The organism is Aquipluma nitroreducens (genome assembly GCF_009689585.1).
GTDB lineage: Bacteria > Bacteroidota > Bacteroidia > Bacteroidales > Prolixibacteraceae > Aquipluma > Aquipluma nitroreducens.
Genome location: NZ_AP018694.1, coordinates 5,077,242 through 5,098,938, shown reverse-complemented (window position 1 = coordinate 5,098,938; position 21,697 = coordinate 5,077,242). Strand labels below are relative to the sequence as shown.

Below are 21,697 nucleotides of genomic sequence, written 5' to 3'. Positions count from 1 at the left end.
AATATTCAACCCCAGCTGGGGTTGTACTCTTTCTATTCAGTATTTTCTATAAACAGTTGACCTATCTGAGGTCGATTTCTTTTCTGATTTGGGAAAAAATTTAATGCCGAAGGCATGGAATGATTATTTCACCACTTCGTGGTTTTAATGCGCTTTGTTCTATATTTTCTACAATCAGATCAACCCTTCGGGTTTTAAACTCTAATCCTTGATTCGAATATTATAATTTTTGCAAATTGTCGCCAGCAGGAATTAAGAACGAGTTGACATGGACGTATATTTAGAAGCTGTTTAAATTTAGTTTTCTTGTTCCGTTAGGAACGAAAGGTCGGTAGAAATAACGAAAATATGCATGTCTTTTGTCCCATACGGGACAAAACATAGCTCATAAATCGACATTTCTACCGACAGGTTTTCCCTACGGGAAATTTTTAAACAGTTTCTTAATAATCAAACAATTAAAATCTATAATTATCAATAATAATTCAAAGAAATTATCATATATTTGGTAAAGGTTGCTTACAAGTTCTTAAATATAGTTCTGAATTTAAATATTAGCGGAAGGATTCGCCGTGCTACCGCGCGATTATATCGCGTGGTGAGGAAAAGAATAAAAGAATAATTGAAAAAATACCACACGATGCAATCGTGCGGCAGCATAGGGAACCCCCGGAACGGGCATTGGGGACTGTTCCCAAATTTGGAAAGCATGCGGTCGGATGTCCCCGACTATTCCCAAATTAGGAAAGCCTACGGTCGGGTGTTCTGAATCGTTCCCAAATTTGGAAAGCTTCCTGATGAGTGCTCCGAATCGTTCCTAAATTTGGAAAGCTTACGGACGAATGCTCCGAACTATTCCCAAATTTGGAAAGCTCCAAAACGATAAAAATGGCCAAAAACAACATTAAATAAGTTCAGGCATTTAAGTAAAACCAAAAATCAAAAAACCAATGGAGACAAAAGAGTTTACAATCGTGTATTTGAAAAATTTGAAGATCGACGATTTGTTTTCGCTGAACAAATCGACCATTGAGTACGCCGATCCGGTAAAGGAAAACATCGGCGAAATGCCCAAAGCCACCCTCGCCCGACTGGTAAGCGACAATCACGCGATGGAACTGCAAATGAACAAAGCGTTGAAAAACCTACTGACCCCGCAACTGGTCGAAATGAACGCCGACCGCGAAGACCGTTTTGCTGAAATCAAGCGCAACGTGACTACTGTCCTCAAAGGCCGCGACCTCCCCAAAAAGAACGCGGCAGAGAACCTGAAAGTTTTCCTCGACCCCTACTGGAATACCAACAAAAAGGCAATGAATACCCAGACCGGAGTTTTACGCGAGATGTTTGGCAAATACAACCTGAATGATGAGATGAAAGCGTATGCGGTAACCATTGGCATTGCACAAATGATGACCGAGCTGGATATGGCGAACGACATGTTTAATCAGTTATACCAGAACCGCCTCACGCAGGATGCGGCCATCGAAGGCCCTTCGGCTACCAGCCTGAGGGCAGCAGCAACCAAAAGCTACGAGCAGTTCTGCACAGCAGTTGAACAAGCCGTCAACTTTATGCCGACGGCTACCCTCACCACCCTGTTTAATCAACTCGACGAACTGCGTAAAACCTATGCACGACTCATTCACACCAAGAAGGAAGAACCAAAACCCGACCCAACCCCTGCTGAATAAGTCCGCTTTTGATTAACCCCGACAGGCCGAAAGGCTTGCCGGGGTTAATCAAAAGGGAATGTTAGAAAAAGTACTATAAACTTGCCACTATATACTAGTTATGCGCAAGGTTAACAGGACGCACACATTGACAAACTAATACTATGATTATAAATTTTATACATTGGGACATTGACCCTGAAATTATTAATGTATTTGGGATTTCACTCAGATATTATGGAGTTCTTTTTGTAGGAGGATTGATACTTTGTGTTTATATCCTCAATTGGATTTTCAAAAAAGAAAATATTCCACTTGACAAATTAGAAAAACTCTCAATCTATGGATTGATAGGAATTTTTGCAGGAGCAAGATTGGGTCATTGCTTATTTTATGACCCATCATATTATCTGAGTAATCCATTAGAAATGCTTTTACCAATCCAACAAACTGCTGGTGGAGGTTATGAATTTATTGGTTATCAAGGATTGGCAAGTCACGGCGGTGCTCTGGGATTAATAATAGCTTTAATTATTTATGCAAAAAGGACAAAAGAATCTATTATTAAAACAATTGATTTGATTGCAGTTGTAGCACCTTTGGTAGGCTGCTTTATCAGACTTGCAAACTTGATGAATTCAGAGATTATTGGGATTCCAACAAGAGTCCCTTGGGCATTCATATTTGTTCGTGAGGACAATTTACCACGACATCCAGCACAGTTATATGAGGCAATTTCCTATTTGGCTATATTTGGATTAATTTTTTACTTGTATAAAACAAAACGAGACAAGTTACAAAATGGATTCTTTTTTGGATTATCTATCTCATTGATTTTTATCGCACGATTCGTTATCGAATTTATAAAAGAAAGACAAGAGCCATTCGAAGAACAAATGCAACTTGACATGGGACAATTGCTGAGTATCCCATTTATTATAGTTGGATTAGTATTTGTAATTTACGGACTGATAAAGACAAAAAATAATGAACCCAGCGCATAACTTCAGCTACCCGTCAAGTGCGGCAGCAGTGGTTTTCGGTGGGCATCTTTCCGCCCAAGCAGCTTTTCGGTTTGACAGGAAATCGCCCGCAATCCGCACCTGCGTGTAGCTTCCTACGTTATGGGGCAGTTTAGTCGCTCCTTGAAACAGTTTCGTTCTTAGACAAAATTTTAAAAGTTGACTGTTTACCAGCTTGAGAAATTTTCGGGGTTGAGAGAATTTTGCAATTTGACTCTGAATCTATTGACTGACGTCGTATATATAAGTGATTTACAAAAAGTAAAAATATTAAATAATAGCTGATTCGCAATGAACAATAACTCAAGAATATTTATTGAGAATTATTTACCTAAATTTTGCCTTTGGAATAGTCTATCCTTGAATTGGAGGAAAACTCTTATTGCTTATGTAGACTTTAATGGAAGTAATAGACTCAATTTTCAATATGTAACTGGTTATATCCAGTCAGGTGAATATCCAGACTTGTCGGCATTTGAAATTTATCAAGTTGAAGATGGAAACGAAAAGGATATTCTTTATGGAGAATTGGAAATGTTAACTTTTTTTGACAGACTTGATAACTTAAGAACGTTTGATATATCTCGCATTTATCTAGATCAAGGAGAGCATCTTTGTGATCTTTCATTGCTGAGTAATTTGGAGATTCTAATATTAAAAGGAAAATCGGTTAATAGTTTAAAAGGTATTGGAGAATTACTTGTTCTAAAAAACCTTGATATTAGAGAAACTAAAATTATATTGTAAATTCCGGTCAAACTGACCACCCTGTGCCGATTCAAATTGACCATGTGTTGCCGATTTAAATTGACCACATAAAAGAGCCCTCTGAAAACTACCTTTTTTTCATGCCGTAATTCATATTCAAAATTGTAAAAATTATTCCTTGTTGATACTTTTTTTCTTTCTCATTGATTCTCCGTGTAATTCGATGCGGTGAGCTTGATGAATCAGCCTGTCCAATACTGCATCAGCAATGGTTTTTTCTCCAATAATATCATACCATCCCTGAACCGGTATTTGTGAAGTAACGATAATGGAACCCTTATTGTGTCGGTCTTCAATGATTTCCAATAGCGTTATCCTGTTTTGACTATCGAGTGCCTGGAGTCCAAAATCATCGAGTATAATAACATCCTGCCTTTCGATTTTCGCTAGCTCCTTCAAGTATGAGCCATCGGCTTTTGCCATTTTTAACCTGGAAAACAACTTCGATGTATTGAAGTAATTTACCCGGTAGCCCTGGATACATGCCTGATAACCCAGTGCCGTTGCCAAATAACTTTTACCCACGCCGGTACTTCCTGTGATTAAAACGTTCTCGTTCTTCTCTACGAACTCACACTCTCCAAGTCGTAAAATAAGGTTGCGTTCCAGGTTTCGTGATTGATCGAAAGTGATGCTTTCGATGTTTGATTTGTAATGGAACTTGGCATTTCTAATTAGTCTCTCTATTTTTCGGTTGTGACGTTCGTCCCATTCTGCATCAATAATCATGGACACAAACTGATCGATGGTGTAATGGTCTGTTTTCCCGGTTTCGACTGCAGTTTTAAATGCACCATGCATTCCGGAAAGCTTCATTTGTCTCATTTTTGTCAACGTTGATTCATTCATAATGATTTGATTTTAAATTTATTTGTAATAGTTCTTCCCTCGTATGTTGTTGTGTTCGGGCAATTCCGGATCTTCTGTTGTCTCATCCTTAATCATATCCAGGTTGTTTTCAAGGATGTTTTGTATGGCTTTAAAACTGTAGGTTCCAAAGTCAAGAGCACGTTTGCAGGCATTGATAAGTCTTTGTTTGCCAACCTTTTTCTCAAACGAAAGTATCCCCATGCAACTTTTAAACGCCTGCTCAGGATGGTTTCGGCTTTCAATGATCTTAAAGATATATTCCCCGGCAACCGGGTCAATACTGTTTGCCCAATTGATAAACCGGGGGGCAGTCCAATCGGTTACAAATTGATGGGTGCTCGCTAAATGTTCGGGTGTGGTTGTGTAGCTGTAAAGTGCGTAGTCCCGGGGATGGGTAGCCAACCGATTGTATTTAAAGTAAATCTCGACCGTTGTTCTGGTGTACATCACCTTCACCTTTTTGCGGATGTATTGGTACGGCACGCTATAAAAATGTTTGTCGCAACTAAGCTGCACATGACCATTTTGCATGACCGTTGCCTGTGCCTGATACTTGATCTCAAAGCGTTGGATGGGCAGTGGCGACAGTTTGCCCTTCTCGATGTCATTGTATAGCTCAAAACGTGTGTATGGACGACCGGTGAGCTTTTTGTTGTTGTGTGCATCCAACAGGTCGCCGATGCGATCGTTCAGTTCCGCAAGGGAGAAAAACGTTTCGTCCTTCAGTGCAGCATAAATCCTGCGGTATAGTATTTTAACAGCACCTTCAACTAACGATTTGTCCCGTGGTTTATAAGCTCTGGCTGGTAGAATAGTGGTTTCGTAATGTTCTGCCAGATCTGCCAGTGTTTCGTTGATGGTGGGCTCAAAACGGCTGCTTTTTATCACCGCTGACTTTAGATTGTCCGGAACAATTGCTGCCGGAACGCCTTCAAAAAAACGCATGGCATTTTCTACCGATACAACAAAATCTTCCTTCTTTTGGCTGGCCGTGGCTTCGGCATAGGTATATTGGCTTGCCCCTAAAACAGCAACAAAAAATTCTACTTCACTTACCTCTCCTGTATCTTTTTCAACCACAGATAGCTTTTTGCCTGCATAATCAACAAACATCTTGTCGCCTGCCTTGTGGTTCATGTGCATCACCGGATTTACCTTCTGGCTCCACAGTTTGTAATGCTCCCGGAACTGGGAGCTTTGATAACCCCCGGGGTATTTTTTAATGTACTCTTCCCACATACACTGGCCCGTGACGCCAACCCGTTTGAGCTCCCGTTCCATATGAGGGAAAAACTCATATAGCTTTTGTAATCGCGGGCTAATAGACTCTTCAGGAGGGTGTGAAAACAACGTTTCCAACTCAAGGTCAGTCTTTTGATTGATCTCTTCAATGGTCAACCCCTGAACTTCAAAAAGGGAAATATACTTCTTTACTGTATTCCTTGATAAGGATAAATATTGGCTTATAAACAGCTTGCTTTTCCCGCTGCAATGCAACTTAATCGCTTTTCTAATCTTACTCATGTCCGTTAATTTATTTGCCATAATCCGCTCTTTTTTTGAACGAAAGTATGGGTAACGACATGAAAAAAAGTAGCTGATTTTAGGTGGTCAGTTTGCTCCGGAAACAGTGGTCAATTTGCTCCGGAATCTGGTGGTCAGTTTGCCCCGGAAATGGTGGTCAATTTAAACTGGAATCAGGTGGTCAATTTCACCGTTTTTTCCAGAAGATATTAAAACACGGAAAAATTTTGATGATATTTTCTGGTTGTTAAAAATAATAGAGCAAACCGACCCGTGCTCCCGCGCGATTATATCGCGTGGTGAGGAAAAGAATAAAAGAATAATTGAAAAAATGCCACACGATGCAATCGTGCGGCAGCATAAGGGGGTAATTTTACAGACACTGCTCATAAAACAAAATAGTATGACAAAGAAACAACCAGACAATACAGCATTGCGGACAGCTCTATGGAGAGCTTTACACGTTTTGACAGACGACAAACCTTACATTATTGAGGACAAAATTGGCTTTGATTTAATCAAGCCCGAACAAGGTTGGCAAGAACGACCCGATATGAAATTTACCAAGTCGCTTCGTGCTTCTATTATAGCCCGTGCACGTTTTATTGAAGATATAGCAAAAGAACAAATTGCAAAAGGCGTAAAACAATATGTTTTGCTTGGTGCAGGACTTGACAGTTTTGCTCAACGAAACACAGCTATCAGTTCGCAGATTGACATTTACGAAATAGACCAGCCCGACACGTTGACTTGGAAAGAAGAAAAATTGATTGAAAACGGTTACAAAATTCCAAACAATCTACACTTCGTTCCCGTTAGCTTTGAAACTTCATCGTGGTTAGACGAACTGACCAATAACGGCTTTGACATCAAACAAACGACATTTGTTTCCTGCACAGGCGTAACACTTTATCTTACGAAAGAAGTAATTACCGACACGCTGAAAAAATTAACTTCCCTTGCATCGGGTTCAACTATTGCAATCTCATTTTATTTGCCGATAGAACAACTTGACGGAGAAGACAAAAATTTAATGGAAATGTCAATCAAAGGTGCAGCGGCTTCGGGAACACCTTTTGTAAGTTTTTTTACTTTTGAGGAAATTGCAAAACTTGCAGAAAGCATTGGCCTAAATGAAATACAAACCGTTTCAACAAAAAATATGACAGACAGATATTTTAAAAACCGAGCCGACAATCTTGTTCCTGCGAATGGAGAATTTTTCTTAGTTGCGAGAACATAAAAACTACCGCCAACTTCAGCTAACCCGTGCTACCGCGCGATTATATCCCGTGCTCCCGCGCGATTATATCGCGTGGTGAGGAAAAGAATAAAAGAATAATTGAAAAAATGCTACACGATGCAATCGTGCGGCAGCATAAGGGCACCTGCGTGTAGCTTCCTACGTTATATACCATTTTACAGCAATACACTTAAAAATTTAAAAGCTAAAAAAGAGAAATGACAAAAATCGCATTAGTAACAGGCGGAAGCCGTGGAATTGGAAGAGCTATTGTCTTGAGCTTAGCCCAAAAAGGTATAGACATCGTTTTTACATACAAAGGTAATGAAACAGCTGCGGCACAAGTTATTTACGAGGTAAAGAATCTAAACCAAAAAGCAAAAGCCTTTCAGCTTGACACTGGCAATATTAGAGGATTTGATGCTTTCATCAATACGTTATCTCAATACTTAAATGATGAATACCAAAAATCTAATCTTGATTTTTTAATAAACAATGCAGGTATAGGATTGTATGGAGGTGTTGCAGATACTACCGAAGAAACCTTTGACGCTGTAATGAATGTGAACTTTAAAGGAGTTTATTTTCTTACACAAAAGATGTTGCCTCTTTTAAATGATGGAGGTAGTATCGTTAATGTTTCATCTAGCTTAACGAGGGTTTGTGTTCCAAATGTTTCGGTATATGCAAGTATAAAAAGTGCCATTGAAACTTATACGAAATATCTCGCCAACGAATTAGGAAAAAGAAGAATTACAGCCAATGTAGTAGCTCCTGGTGCCACTGCAACTGACTTTGCCGATGGTGCAACTAAAGACAATGAAGAAAGAAGAAAATTAACGGCAAGTACTACTGCACTTGGTCGTGTAGGTGAACCGGAAGACATTGGTGGTGTTGTGGCTTTTCTGTGCTCTGAAGAAGCAAAATGGGTAAATGCACAGCGTATTGAAGCATCGGGTGGAGCAAAGCTCTAAAAATCATTTATAACCCCGTGCTACCGCACGATTATATCGCGTGGTGAGGAAAAGAATAAAAGAATAATTGAAAAAATACCACACGATGCAATCGTTCGGGCATAGGGGGCAAAAGTAAATGATCAGCAATCGCTTTTCTTTTGTTAAAATGTTTATTTTTATGCAAACTTAAAACCAACAAACCATGCAACGAAGAAATTTTCTGAAAAGCTCGGCTGCGGTTGCCGCAGTAGCAGCTACCGGAGGAATTGCCTCCGCTACAAACCTTCCTGTTTCGGACAAAGAATTCTATGAATTCCGAATCTACCAGCTCACTGGAGGAGGATCAAAAAATATCCTGAAATCGTACTTCACCGAAGCTTTAATGCCGCTGTTTGCCAAATTTGGGGTTAAACTCGGGGCTTTCGAAGAACTCGATAAAGAAGAACCGCCGAAGGTTTACATCTTGTTTGTATATCCATCTACCGATGTTTATTTTAAACTTCAGAAAGAACTAACAACAAACAGTGAATATTTGGCAGCAGCCAAAACCTATTTTGAATTACCAGCAGCCAAGCCAGTGTTTGAACGGTACGAAACTTTCTTGACAGAAGCTTTTGACGCAATACCCAAACATCGCACTCCGGACAAGAGCAGAGGATTGTTTGAGCTTCGTACTTATGAAAGTTACAATGAAGATGCTGCCCGTCGAAAAATCGCCATGTTTAATAACGAGGAACTACCATTATTTGATAAGGTTGAACTTCATCCGGTATTTTTCAGTAAAATATTGGCAGGGAAATTTATGCCCGCGTTAATGTATATGTTGTGGTTTAAAGATATGGATCAACGGGAAGCAAACTGGAAGAATTTTGTAGATAGCCCGGAATGGAAAGCCATGTCGGCAAAACCAATTTATGCTGATACGGTAAGTAAAGTTCACCGTAAATTTCTGACACCAACAGATTATTCACAAATTTGATGAATCGTCTGAAATTAATATCTCTGGCACTGGCAGCCATCATTGTTTTTGGTGGCTGCACCAGTACCCGATACCTCACCGACTCAAAAAGCATTGATCGTCAGCACGACATGAGGGCAAACCGGTCGGGTGTCAATGTTGTCGACGTATTTGCAAATATGGCCAATCTGTTTATTTCGGGAGCATTAAATACGGATTTCGAAATTTCGCAAACCAAGCGTTCGTTTAAAAGAATTACGATCATCAATGAATCGACCGATTCGCTGTTTGTCAACATGGTCACCGACATTGTTTGGAAAGAAAGCGGGTACTGCGACATTATGGGAATTGTGCTTCCGGCTGGCGCTCATCAAAAATTACTTGTTCCCTACCCCGCGGCCTACAATGTTTACTTTAGAACACCATTTACGGAGGAAGAAAATCTGGAAATACGAACTGATAACAAGCACCGCAGGTTTGTACTTCGGCCAGGAATGACAGATTGGATGAAAGAAAATGGAAATTAAGATTGGATCACATGATATTGTTCTGGGGAATTTTGAATTCTGATTTAAGTCCTACAATAAGAAAACCCAAACTCATTGTAAGCATTCGGTAAACTCCGTTATATTTTCTTAGAAAACCAGCAACCCACTTTCAGAGGTTCTCTAAAATGTTCGGAGAACTTTGAGAGGCTTAGGAGATGGAACTGTTACAAATCTGGTTTTGAAGTTTGAAGTTGTGTGGAAGTAATTCGGCCAGATCCTTGCTGTAATCGTTATCGTAATTGTGGATGTTATTCAGAAAGTATACCAGCCACTCGCGGAAGTTTACTTCGCTTGCCTTGCAACAGCCCAGCATGGAATACATGATTGCTGCATTTTCGGCTGCATCGTGGTTTCCACAGAACAACCAATTCTTCCGGCCTAGGGCAATTGGACGGATAGCATTTTCTCCGAGATTGTTGTCAATTTTCAACCGACCATCCAAATGGTATCGGGTCAACTTGTGGTAAATGTTATAGGTGTAGCGGATAGCCTTTCCGATACGCCCTTTGGGCAAAACTTTGGGGTATTCATTTAGCAGCCATTTTTCGAAGGCTACCATAATAGGATAAGCCAAGCGGGAACGAAGATCGGCGCGCTCGTCATAAGAGAGTTGCTGCTGATCGGCTTGCCTCTCCACCTGATAGAGCAGTCCTATTTGCTCCAGCGCATAAGAAGCCCTGACTTTGTCCTCTGCCAAAGCCTCTTCAAATTTACGCCGGGCATGAGCCCAGCACCCAATGGGCAGAACGCCCTTTTTGTTTTCGTAAATATCGTAAACGGCATAACCATCGGTCTGGATTACGCCTTGAAAATCCTTAAACAATTGCAGTGCGACCTTTTGTGCCCGGGAACCGTGGTCGTAATGAAAAAAGACCAGGTTGTCCATAACCGCACGGATCATCCAGATGTATCCTTTTATCGTGGTGTGCTTTTCGTTATTTATAATCGGGATCGTTGTTTCATCGCTCTGTATATAATCCGAAGCCAGCACCAGCTCCTTTAACCGGTAATAAGTAGGCCTGATCAGGTCGGCTACATCCTGAAACCAGCCGTTAATGGTTGCAGGTGCAATGGATATACCCTGTTGTTTGAACATCTGGATCTGACGATAGAAAGGAAGATGGTTCACATATTTGTCGATGATAATATCAGCCAAAACACTTGCCCCGGCATAGCTTTTTGCTATGGGAAGTACGGGCATGGGAGCTGTAATGATTTGCTTTTCCACATCCTGGCTTTTATCTTTCAACGCATATTTGTGGCGGATGATCCGGCGCACATACCATCTGGCAGATTCGCGTTCCAGAACTTCTGTAATTTCCGGAGCCAGTTCTATCCAATTCTCGAGTTCAATGTGCTGTGGATAAATGTGGGTTTCTTCTCTCGGTAGACTTTCGGGCAGCGGTTTGCGTACCGGATGGTTTTTCTCCTTTACCTCTATAACACGGATGGTCTTGTACTTTTCGATCTCCTCTTTGGCACTGGTTGCAAGTTCCTTTTCTTCCGGAAGCAGGTCAAGTCCCTCAAAATCGAGCTTTCGTTGCAGGGGATCCTCATTGATATACCGTTCACTGGATTTGCCCCAGATCCTTCGCTGGAGCATCTCTATCTGTTGTTTCAGCTTGTTAATTGTTTCATCCAGTTGGCTGATTGCCCGATCTTTTTCGGTAATCAGCTGGTCTTTTCCGACAATTTGTTTTTGGTAAGTGGATCTTTCTGAATCGAAGTTTTCAAAGTTGGAAAGTTGACTTTTAAGCCTGGAAGTTTCCCTAAAAAGCCGGTCACGTTCTTCCAGAATTTGCTGTAAAAAACCCTCTTCTTCAACTGTCATTTTTACTTGCTTTTGATGGCTTGAAGATACTAAATATCAACCGTATAGACAAGTTAAAAACCAAGTAAAATCTACTGTTTCGAAGGTTTTTCCCATCTTTTTTTATTCATTTTTCCATCCGGTGAGGTACCCTGTACCATCAGCATCAACTCCTGCCAGCTGGCTTGAAACGTATTGGTACTTTCATCAAAAACCGGTAGTTTAAAACTGCCCGATTCCAGTTTCATGTGATAGATCACCAAACCACCGCATTCCAAGTGCAGGATTTTCATGCTGGTACACGGGCGGTTGATAAAGATATAAACATCCCCGTCCTGCACGTTGCGCCCCATCTGGTTGGTCACCATTCCGCTCAGGGTGTAAAAACTCCGGCGCATATCCGTTGGGTACGAATACAGGTAATACCGCATTGACGAAGTGAGGCTGAACATCCTACCGGCGCGTTAAAACCAACAGCGACCGTAATATCTGTGGGTCGGGCAAACCGTTCAGCTTTAAACACACCCCATTCGGATAGCTAATCTCACAGGAGATGGTTTGGGGTCTGGCTCCCGATGTTGAAAAGGTTGTCGATTGTACCTGCACCGGGGCTGGAACCCGCGACGACTGGGCTTGCCCACCATTCTCAAAAACCACCGGGATAAATCCACTTTTAGGTGGCAATAGTCCTTTTAGCTTGTGTTGCCAATAATAGAACTTAGCCTCATTCATTTGTTGATTGGCGCAATAATCCCGAATGGTCAGGCCCGATGCCAGAAACTCGTCATAGATGGCCCGGAATTTTTTCTCATTATACATGTCGTTTGTCTTTGAAGTAAAAAGCAAACTTATAGACTGACATGCAAAATTAGTTGACGCACTTCAGCGAATGCTTACAACTCATTTACCTCGTCCTCCAGCCGGACAGGCTGTTACTTTTTCTCCTTAGGCGGAACAAAGACAATGCATTGCAATGATTTTTAAATCAAATGTCCAATTTAATTGGTATCCTTTGGGCTTAGTTTTGCCTCAATCGATGCGAGTGGGCAGGCCATCAAAACGCCCGGCGGAGGGTTCGTTTTGACATCCCGAAGTCTCGGGATTGCTTCCTTTTCATCGATTGGAAAAGGAAGAGCCAGTCCGGCTAGAGGACTGAAACGTTTGAATACAACTTGATCATCTTTTTCCTTCACACAAGAATATGAATTGATCCTTAAGATTCAGTCAAAAAGTAATAATACAATTAGCTTTTACTGCCAGTCAATTCTTTCCGGATGTATTCCCGAATCATTTGGTTATAAACATCCATTAGCCGCACCATTGCGGGGTTTTGAACATTAAACAATCGTTTGCCAATTGATATAACTGGTAATATCTTCGGAGATGTTCCGGTTAGAAAAACAGCATCGAAATCGTCAACTTCTTTTGCAGAGACAGCCTCTTCAACAATTGTATAACCTAACTCTTTCAGGCAATCAAATACTTTTTTTCGGGTAATCCCCACTAAAATCATGGAGTCAGGAGCTGTATAAAACACATCCGATTTTACAAAAAATACGTTCGAACGGCTTCCTTCTGTAATCATCCCATCCCGATCGACGAGCAGAACTTCATACAATTTCCGGTCTGCAATCATTTGATCTGCCAGATTTCTTATCCCAACCTGAATAACCTTTGCATTTGGATTCTGACGTTCAGCAAAAAGGAAATCAGTTGTTACACCGAATTGGTAATTCTCCGGAATGGGATAATTGTGCGGAATAAAACGAAAAGCCCAATGCGCATTTCCTTTGGCAACAGAATAGACAAATTTCACATTTCCTTCCATTATCTGATTTAGCCTGACAAGTTCGGCTATATTTTGCTTAAAATCGGAATAGGACATTTGGATTAATAAGCCCTGGATCTGCATCGAAATTTCGAGCCGTAAAAAATGATCTTCAACAAAAAGAGCAACTCCATCAATTACCCGAATAACTTCGTAGACCGTCTGATCAGAATAAAAAGAAATATCTGAATAAGAAGTTTCGTGTATCAGACCTTCATTGGACAAAATCAAATTCATATATTAGATTTTAAATTACGCAACAATCGATGTGTGAAATAAAACGTCCTTTTAAAGCATTACTTATTGAGTCAATTATCATCTTTTCAATCATTTATGAACATTTATTTCATTGGGGTGTTAAAATCAAAAAAGTAAATGAAAAATAAGATAGCTTTAAAAATAGCTTTAATTTACTTTATCATTGGATTTCTGTGGATTCTTTTTTCCGATCAGTTTATACTTTCAATAGCTGGAACTAGAAATTCTGTAACTATTTTACAAACATACAAAGGTTGGTTTTTTGTTAGTATAACCGCAACATTACTGTTCTTTTTAGTTCGAAAAGAAATAATCAAAAAAAATCAGGTCGAAGAAAATTTGATCAAGGCCAAACGAAAAGCTGAAGAATCTGATATTTTAAAATCTGCATTTCTGTCGAATATGTCGCACGAAATCAGAACTCCGTTAAATGGAATTTTGGGATTTTGCGAACTAATTATTGATGATTCGTTTAGCAGCGATGACAAGAAAATCTTTGCAAAAAACATAAACAAAAATGGGAACGATTTGCTCAAGTTGATAAACGATGTGATGGATATTTCAAGACTAAAAGAGAATCAATTTGACATTTCAAAAAAAGAGTTTAGCCTCAATAGTTTACTCAACGAAATATATCTTGAATTCCAGCAATCAGACAAGATAAGCCAATGCAATCAGGTTACGTTTAGTATAATAAGCGAAAAAAACAATTCAGAAGTTAAACTATTCTCTGATCCTTTAAGATTCAAGCAGGTTTTTAGAAATTTATTGAATAATGCTTTCTTTTTTACCCATGATGGGTTTATCAATTTTGGATTCGAAATAACAGAATCAGGCATTGAGCTATTTGTTGAGGACTCGGGTTGCGGCATTGATGAATCGAGTAAGGACCTTATATTTAAGCCATTCTTTAAAGGTAAAAATCAAATTGTTGGAAATAGCGGATTCGGTCTCGGGCTTGCGATCAGCAAAGGTTTAATTACATTGCTGGGCAGCAATTTGCAATACACTTCAACGATCAATAAAGGATCTCGCTTTTACTTTAAGATCGACAATAAAGACATTATTTCGAAAACCCCAGCTTCATCTCCATCAAATAAAAACTAACAAAATAAAACCCACCAATTCAGAATCACCCGATAACCTACCAATTCAAATCTGATTTATACATATTGCAGTTCAGTTTGCGGGCATGGCAAATAAAAATGGTATAAAACCAATCGTTTTATACCATTTTGCAAGAAGTAGTATTTTGAATAGAAGCTACAAATCTATTTCGTTGTAGCGATTACTGCCCTGAAATAACCTAAAGATTCGGCAATTCCCATATCCGGATTTGCCATATCTCTTTCGTACTCTAAACTACAAACCCCAGAATAACCAACGGTCCGAAGCATTTTAACAAATGCAGGAAAATCGATAACTCCACGACCAATTTCGATGGAATATCCAAGCTTTGTTTTTCCGGTTACATCCTTGATGTGAATATCAAAAACACGGGATATATACTTTTGTAAATCGGCAACTGCATCTTTCCCATTGCGGGTGTCGTGACCAATATCCAAACACATTCCAATGCGGGGATCAAGGTCTTTCACATGATCCCAAACGTCTTCAGCATCAGGATAAATTTTAATATCCGGACCATGCAAATGAATCGCATATTTGAAATCATATTCCTTCACTTTTTTATCGACATAAGGCAAAAGCTCATAATTTGGAACACCAACAATCAATTTCACTCCTACTCTTTTGGCATAAGCAAAAGCTGAGTCGATCTCTGCTTCGGTTTTCATGTAGATTGGCCCAACGGCATAACCTGTAACGCCTTTTTCTTTCAATTTGGCATGAAAAGCAGCAATTTCGGCGGTCGTGCTTTTAAATGGTAAATGGAAATCCTTGATGCAAAGATAGTGGACGTCGGCGCGCTGCATGATTGAGAGCGATTTGTCTAAATCATTTAACTTGACAAATGAATAACCAGCCATTCCAACACGGAATTTTTCTCCAGTTTCTGCCGCTGGTTTCGGTCCCGGACGCTCTTGTTCCTGAGCAATAAGTGCTGTACTTATCAAAGTAAGAAAGGACAGTAAATAAAAGAATCGTTTCATCTTGAGAAATTTAGTTTATTGGTTTTATTATAGACAAAACTATTAAAATTGACGATGAATTAATTAATGAGAGCTAAGTACATGACAAAAATTTAAAAATATCGATATCATCTTGAAAGAAAGCGTTTAAAAGCACAGTTGCAATATAAGTTAGTCCATATTTGAACAGACTTTTCGCTTTATTTCCATGCTTCTTGATCGGGATTGGGTTGATGTATCTATGCAAATAATCACCAACTAGATATGCCCATGTAAAAGCAACCATCACTAATGCAAATAATTTTTCAATTCTTTCTATTTCAGCCAAATGGGTGTTCTCGATATTGAACCCACTTGTTTTTAAAGCTCTGAAAGCAGTTTCAATTTGCCATCGTTCTTTGTAAATTTCCAGCGCATCTTCAGGTTTGTTGAACGAGATAACAATCTGCAATTCAGGCTTCCCATCTTTGTCTTTTCCTTTCGAGGCTGAGAGATAACAGAGTTGGTCGTTCAGGGACACAATTCGTTGATTCACCCGACAGCCATTTAATGGCAAATTTGCAAACAGCCAACTGGCTTTAACTCGTTTGCCATTGTGTGGTTGCAAAACCCAGAAGTTTTCGCGAATACGGATATAATACCTAATCTGCTGTTCATTCAGGTATTTAATCCATCGTTCTCCAACAAACTCACGATCTGCTGTCAAACAATCCAATGCTGCAGAACCAAAGAGACGGATATACCGTTCAACCAATTCAATGCGTTCATTGGTGTTTGAATTGCCAAATTTGGGCAACAATCGAAACAGCAACGGAAAAGCAACTCCGTGATAAACAACTGCGAGCACCAATACATTGATATTCTGCTGACCAAACTTCCAATTCGTGCGATCCATTGCTAAACGGAAAGGTGATTCATGTGGTAATAGTCTGAATATCAATCTGGAAATCAAATCTATATCCAAAAGATAAGTCGCCATAAACCGTTGTATTCTCCGCAGCGAGGAATTGGTATTGGCATTGCTGTCAAAGGCCGTTGCTAACTTCTCAAAACCAACAGTTTGCACCTTGCAAAGCGCACTAATAATTAAAACAAAGAACTTTACTCGTGCCAGATTCCAACCTGATTGATCATGGAAAATGGAAACTAATTCACTACTTTTAGCATCTACCCTGGGTGTCATATTTCTTACTAAGTGATGTGGTAATCCCTTGTAAGATAATGATATTCAGGGTTTTATGCAAATATTTTAATGCTTATTTTGTTGATAATCAATTGTTTATGTTTTTGTCATGTACTAAGTAATGAGAGAATCAAAAAAAAAAATTAAATCCTGCCCAGTTCCGAAAAACGATGAGCAGGATTTTTTAGTAAATGACTATTTGAAAAAAAACTAAACTTTTACTTATTAAACTTGAATAACGGATCAACAGATTTATAAAAGTTATGGAGCAATTAATTCAAGCCTATTTAATCCATTCGCATTTGGCCTGTTTCACATCCTGCGAATTGGTGCCAATTTGTACAACAAATTCTCCGGATTCCCAGTCGTATTTTAGATCGCTATTGAAAAATTTCAATTCTTCAGTGGTTATTTTGAACTCAATCTCTTTGGTTTCACCCGGATTCAGGCCGATCTTCTGAAAACCTTTCAGGTCTTTAACCGAACGCGAAATGCTGGCAACCGGATCGGAAATATAAAGCTGAACAACTTCTTCACCAGCCACTTTACCGGTGTTGGTCACTTTGATTTTTGCAGAAAGCGTTTCATTATCTTTCAGGTTGGTTTTGCTCAACACTACATCACCATATTCAAACGTGGTGTAGCTCAAGCCATAACCAAACGGGTAAAGCGGCTCATTCGGAATATCGAGGTATTTAGAGGTAAACTTGTTCTTCGGATCCATCGGGCGACCCGTGTTTTTGTGGTTGTAATAAATCGGGATCTGTCCTACGCTGCGCGGGAAAGTCATGGTGATTTTTCCTGAAGGATTATAATCGCCAAACAAAACATCTGCAATGGCATTTCCACCTTCAATTCCGGGAGCCCAGGCTTCCAAAATCGCAGGTACATTTTCATTTTCCCAATTTAGTATCAGTGGACGACCATTAACAAGTACCAGTACTACCGGTTTGCCAGTGGCAACCAATGCCTTCAACAAGTTTTCCTGACTTTCCGGAATACTAATATCAGAGCGGCTGGCAGCTTCGCCGGACATGCTTGCCGATTCGCCTAAAACAGCTACAACCACATCCGCATTTTTAGCTACGTCAACTGCTTCGGCTAATAATTCAGAAGGTGTCCGGGATTCAATTTCTTCTTTGATTCCCATATAAGCCGCAAAAGGGTTTTTAATGCCTTCTTTCAGATACGGATCATCGGTAATATTGGCGCCTTTGGCAAAAACGACCTCCGCACCCGACTGAACAGCACCTTTAATTCCATCGATCACCGAAGTTGTTTTTGTAACATCACCGGTTGACCAGGCTCCAAGCAAATCGGCTTTACTGTCAGCCAACGGACCTACAACAGCAATTTTACCTGACTTTTTCAGCGGTAATGTTTGGTTATTGTTTTTCAGCAAAACCATGGAGCGGGCGCCCAATTCACGGGCAAATTTCAAATGTTCAGGCGTTAAAACTTCCGATTTCAGGCGTTCTTCCTTCACATATTTGTACGGATCATCGAACAATCCCCGCTTGTATTTGGCTTCGAGCACGCGACGGCAGGCCGTATCAATATCTTTCATGGTCACTTTACCTTCGTCGAGCGACTTCTTCAAGGTGGTGAGGAAACCTAATCCTTGCATATCCATATCAACGCCAGCTTTCAGAGCCAATACATCAACCGCTTGTAAATCGCCCATTCCATGAGCCATCATTTCATTAATCGAGGTATAGTCAGTCACCACAAAACCTTTAAAGCCCCATTCTTTCCGCAGAAGATCGGTTAACAACCATTTATTGCCTGTTGCAGGTATTCCGTCAATCAGGTTGAATGACGACATAGCGCTTCCGGCTCCAGCATCGAAAGCTGCTTTGTATGGAGGCAGATAATACTGGTACATGGTTAAGCGGCTCATGTCAACCGTATTGTAATCGCGACCAGCTTCAGCGGCGCCATACAAGGCGAAATGTTTCACGCAGGCCATAATGGTGTTGTCTTTTGAAAGATCTTCGCCCTGATAACCGTGTATCATCGCTTTGGCAATTTGCGAACCCCACCACGCATCTTCTCCGGCGCCTTCGGCAACCCGGCCCCAACGTGGGTCGCGGGCAATATCAAGCATTGGAGAATAGGTCCAGCAAATACCATTGGCGCTCGCTTCAACAGCCGCAATTCGGGCACTTTTTTCAATCATGTCCAAATCCCATGTAGAAGCTAATCCCAAAGGAATCGGAAACCCGGTTTTATAACCATGAATAACATCGACGCCAATCAAAACAGGTATTTTCAGGCGCGATTCCTGCGAAGCGGTCTCAATGTCTTTGGCCGTTTTGAACGAATAAGCCCCGGTAGCGCCAATTTGTCCTTTGCGCACTTCGTCGATCATACCGCCTCCACCCGCCAAAATTGCGCCAACGCTGCCCGACGAAAGATTTAGCTGACCCAGCTTTTCTTCGAGGGTCATCTTACCCATCAGTTGATTAATGAAAGCATCCATTTTGGCATTTTGTCCGAATACTGAACAAACAGCAAATAACGAGACCAGTAAAAATTGCAACTTCTTCATAGATCAAATTTTATTACTTTTTATATTTGGCTACTCGGGCATCGTTAATTACCCCACTCCAATTCAGCCCAAAGGCAAAATCGTAAGTATTGCCATCAGAGTCGACATAACATTTCATGTCGCGCGGAACGTCTTCTTTTTGTTCTTCAACCGTTTTCATATCAGCAGGCATCTGGAAAGGCAACAAGGCTGAAGGTTCGACAGCACCGGTTAAAATATCCATCAATGCCTGATCCTGAACACCCATATGTACAAGAATCGCATTGGCGCTTTTTTCAATTTCAGAAAAAATCATTGGATTTGAAACTTTGACAACCACAATCACAGGTTTTGAACCCATTTTTGCTTTGGTTTCAATAACAGTTTTCATATCCTGAACATTGGAAGCCTCCACAGTTTTCCCTTTGTACGTGCGGTTGGTAAAGCTTTCGAACGGGCTACCGCCGGCAATACTGGTTTCGCGTGCAAAATCGGCTTTGTACGGACCATATTGTAAACTAATTGGCACATACCCGTTTCCATTTTTTTTCAGGTCATCTTCAGAATATCCAACACCGCTTTTCGGACTATCAATGCAAACTAAGGCAAAGTCTGCATCTTCCGGTTTTTCAACTACCTGAAAATATTTTGCTGCAACCACTGGATTAACAGCATCTTTCCAACTTGAAGGAGTTTCAATACCAAACCAATTTTTTCCACCCGGTAAAAATTTCTTCGGAATATAAACTTTCATCTGTTTTTTCAACGGCAGTGCTTTCTCCTGATTCTTAAGCATCACAACTGACCGCAATTGAGCATCGTAACCTGCCTTCATGTATTCAGGATTGCCAACAACTTTTTCGGTTTCGGCAGCATCGAGATAAGCATTTTCGAACAAACCTACCCGGAAGATATTGCGAAGCAAACGTACAGCCGACTGCTCAAAACGTTTGCGCATGTATTCTTCTCCATGTTCCTTCACTCCCATTTGATAGGCTTCAATTACCGGACCCATTTCATTGTTTCCACCAAACTGATCAACACCAGCTTCAATGGCTTTATAGTGACGGTCAGCCTCGCTCAACTTTTCAACACCCCAGCATTTCCCCTGAAAAACAAATACATTTTTGGTGTCTTTGGTAATCATCCAGTCGGTACAAACCACGCCATCGTAGCCGTATTTACCGCGAAGCAAATCGGTAATCAGATACTTGTTATAGCTGTTACCAACATTCTCACCATTTACTGTATCCTGATTGAATGAAATGGTATAATAAGGCATCACCGCCGAAGCCATCCCGGTTTTGCCTTCGAGTTTGAAAGCTCCTTCAGTAAATGGTTTTAAATGATCTTTTATATTTTTGCCCGGATAAACAGCGTACTCGCCATAACCAAAATGCGCATCGCGACCACCTTCTTCGGGACCACCGCCCGGCCAGTGTTTCACCATCGCATTCACACTTTTATAGCCCCATCCGCCCGAAATTTCGTCAGCACCGGCTGAAGTTTGAAAACCATCGACATAAGCCCTTGCCATGTCAACAGCCAAATTTGGATCTTCACCCATCGTTCCTTCGAAACGGCTCCAGCGAGGTTCTGTTCCCAGGTCGATTTGTGGTGAAAGGGCGGTAGCGATACCCAATGCGCGGTATTCTTTCGAAGCAATTTCGCCAAATTGTTTCATCAACTGCGGATCAAACGATGCTGCGACGCCTACAGTTGCAGGCCACATTGAGATTTTACCTCCTGCGCCCAAATTGTATTCAGCATTCGAATCGGTTCCATGGCGAGGATCGGAACTGTTATTTGCAGGAATTCCAAAACCAATACCTTCGACCAAAGCCTGAGCATTGTTGTTCCATTGTGCGGCAATAGCCGGACTTTCAACTGTAGTAATCAGTACATGACGCAGGTTATCGTCGGTTAAAAATTTCTTTTGCTGATCGGTCAAATCGCTCGATTGAGCGCCGCTTTCTTTAAACGATTTCGAGTTATAGGTTGCCGCGCCAAAAGGGCCGCCACCAAAAGCAGGAATCGACTGATGTGCGCTGTACAACATCAGCCCGGCAATTTGCTCAACCGACAATTTTGCTGCCAAATCTTTGGCACGTTCGTCAACTGGCAAGCGCCAATCTTCGTAAGGATCGAGCTTTCCGTTTTTATTCAGGTCTTTAAATGCAAGCCGGTCAACAGTCAGAATCTTCACTCCTGAATTAGGAGAATAGCCTAAAGTTTGACCACCTTCATTACTAATCACTTTAAAAGATCCTTTATCTGTTTCGGACCATTTGGGACTGCACCCAAAGCTCAAAAGCAAAGATGCAATTAGTCCCATTTCACAAAGTTTAGTTAGATTTTTCATTGTTAAGGTTTTGAAGTTATCGCTTAAGTTAAGTTTCAACAATCTGGTGCAATGTTAAAAATAAAAAATCCCCG

Annotated in this window: 18 protein-coding genes; 8 read left to right on the top strand and 10 right to left on the bottom strand. The window is 40.6% G+C overall.

Going from position 1 to position 21,697, the window contains the following annotated elements; all coding sequences use genetic code 11:
• The first annotated feature begins 950 nt into the window (after positions 1-950).
• From AQPE_RS21430 to AQPE_RS21420, 3 genes are all read left to right on the top strand, one after another.
• Positions 951-1,694, top strand: coding sequence for a DUF6261 family protein (locus tag AQPE_RS21430; RefSeq protein WP_318348522.1), 744 nt, complete (start codon positions 951-953; stop codon positions 1,692-1,694).
• Between the two features lie 143 nt (positions 1,695-1,837).
• Positions 1,838-2,677 (top strand): prolipoprotein diacylglyceryl transferase, encoded by an 840-nt coding sequence (gene lgt, locus AQPE_RS21425; RefSeq protein WP_318348521.1) that lies wholly within the window; start codon positions 1,838-1,840, stop codon positions 2,675-2,677.
• Positions 2,678-2,986: 309 nt separating this feature from the next.
• Complete coding sequence (locus tag AQPE_RS21420) at positions 2,987-3,442, top strand: hypothetical protein (protein WP_318348520.1); 456 nt, start codon at positions 2,987-2,989, stop codon at positions 3,440-3,442.
• A 132-nt stretch (positions 3,443-3,574) separates the two neighbouring features.
• Here the strand turns inward: AQPE_RS21420 and istB are convergent, their stop codons facing one another.
• Both istB and istA read right to left on the bottom strand, forming a co-directional pair.
• Positions 3,575-4,312 (bottom strand): IS21-like element helper ATPase IstB, encoded by a 738-nt coding sequence (gene istB / locus AQPE_RS21415; RefSeq protein WP_318346942.1) that lies wholly within the window; start codon positions 4,310-4,312, stop codon positions 3,575-3,577.
• An 18-nt stretch (positions 4,313-4,330) separates the two neighbouring features.
• On the bottom strand, positions 4,331-5,857 hold the full coding sequence (istA, locus tag AQPE_RS21410; RefSeq protein ID WP_318346943.1) for an IS21 family transposase: 1,527 nt from the start codon (positions 5,855-5,857) through the stop codon (positions 4,331-4,333).
• A 403-nt stretch (positions 5,858-6,260) separates the two neighbouring features.
• On the opposite strand from istA, the gene AQPE_RS21405 reads away from it, so the two are divergent.
• The 4 genes from AQPE_RS21405 (at position 6,261) to AQPE_RS21390 (ending at position 9,541) form a co-directional block, all read left to right on the top strand.
• Positions 6,261-7,100 (top strand): class I SAM-dependent methyltransferase, encoded by an 840-nt coding sequence (locus AQPE_RS21405; RefSeq protein WP_318348519.1) that lies wholly within the window; start codon positions 6,261-6,263, stop codon positions 7,098-7,100.
• Between the two features lie 218 nt (positions 7,101-7,318).
• On the top strand, positions 7,319-8,074 hold the full coding sequence (locus AQPE_RS21400; protein ID WP_318348518.1) for an SDR family oxidoreductase: 756 nt from the start codon (positions 7,319-7,321) through the stop codon (positions 8,072-8,074).
• Positions 8,075-8,258: 184 nt separating this feature from the next.
• Positions 8,259-9,035, top strand: coding sequence for an NIPSNAP family protein (locus AQPE_RS21395; RefSeq protein WP_318348517.1), 777 nt, complete (start codon positions 8,259-8,261; stop codon positions 9,033-9,035).
• On the top strand, positions 9,035-9,541 hold the full coding sequence (locus AQPE_RS21390; protein WP_318348516.1) for a hypothetical protein: 507 nt from the start codon (positions 9,035-9,037) through the stop codon (positions 9,539-9,541). Before AQPE_RS21395 ends, AQPE_RS21390 begins: the two co-directional genes overlap by 1 nt.
• A gap of 169 nt (positions 9,542-9,710) precedes the next feature.
• Here the strand turns inward: AQPE_RS21390 and tnpC are convergent, their stop codons facing one another.
• The 4 genes from tnpC to AQPE_RS21370 all read right to left on the bottom strand — a co-directional run bounded on the left by tnpC (position 9,711) and on the right by AQPE_RS21370 (position 13,437).
• Positions 9,711-11,393, bottom strand: a complete 1,683-nt coding sequence (gene tnpC / locus AQPE_RS21385) for an IS66 family transposase (protein ID WP_318346937.1) — start codon at positions 11,391-11,393, stop codon at positions 9,711-9,713.
• A 71-nt stretch (positions 11,394-11,464) separates the two neighbouring features.
• On the bottom strand, positions 11,465-11,824 hold the full coding sequence (gene tnpB, locus AQPE_RS21380; protein WP_318346938.1) for an IS66 family insertion sequence element accessory protein TnpB: 360 nt from the start codon (positions 11,822-11,824) through the stop codon (positions 11,465-11,467).
• A 1-nt stretch (position 11,825) separates the two neighbouring features.
• The gene (gene tnpA / locus AQPE_RS21375; RefSeq protein WP_318346939.1) at positions 11,826-12,191 is read right to left on the bottom strand and encodes an IS66 family insertion sequence element accessory protein TnpA; all 366 of its coding nucleotides are present in this window, start codon (positions 12,189-12,191) and stop codon (positions 11,826-11,828) included.
• Between the two features lie 424 nt (positions 12,192-12,615).
• On the bottom strand, positions 12,616-13,437 hold the full coding sequence (locus AQPE_RS21370) for an aminotransferase class IV (protein WP_318348515.1): 822 nt from the start codon (positions 13,435-13,437) through the stop codon (positions 12,616-12,618).
• 138 nt (positions 13,438-13,575) lie between these two features.
• Here AQPE_RS21370 and AQPE_RS21365 point away from each other — a divergent pair, with 138 nt between their 5' ends.
• Positions 13,576-14,565, top strand: a complete 990-nt coding sequence (locus tag AQPE_RS21365; RefSeq protein WP_318348514.1) for a sensor histidine kinase — start codon at positions 13,576-13,578, stop codon at positions 14,563-14,565.
• Positions 14,566-14,729: 164 nt separating this feature from the next.
• On the opposite strand, the gene AQPE_RS21360 is transcribed toward AQPE_RS21365, so the two are convergent.
• The 4 genes from AQPE_RS21360 to AQPE_RS21345 form a co-directional block, all read right to left on the bottom strand.
• Positions 14,730-15,569: a sugar phosphate isomerase/epimerase family protein gene (locus AQPE_RS21360; RefSeq protein WP_318348513.1), complete on the bottom strand. Its 840-nt coding sequence runs from the start codon at positions 15,567-15,569 to the stop codon at positions 14,730-14,732.
• Positions 15,570-15,642: 73 nt separating this feature from the next.
• A complete protein-coding gene (locus AQPE_RS21355; protein ID WP_318348512.1) occupies positions 15,643-16,731 on the bottom strand; it encodes an IS4 family transposase in 1,089 nt (362 codons plus the stop codon).
• Positions 16,732-17,014: 283 nt separating this feature from the next.
• Positions 17,015-19,282 carry a beta-glucosidase BglX gene (gene bglX / locus AQPE_RS21350; protein ID WP_318348511.1) on the bottom strand — a complete coding sequence of 756 codons (2,268 nt, stop codon included), beginning with the start codon at positions 19,280-19,282 and terminating at the stop codon, positions 17,015-17,017.
• Positions 19,283-19,295: 13 nt separating this feature from the next.
• Positions 19,296-21,623 (bottom strand): glycoside hydrolase family 3 protein, encoded by a 2,328-nt coding sequence (locus AQPE_RS21345; protein ID WP_318348510.1) that lies wholly within the window; start codon positions 21,621-21,623, stop codon positions 19,296-19,298.
• Positions 21,624-21,697 lie beyond the last annotated feature (74 nt).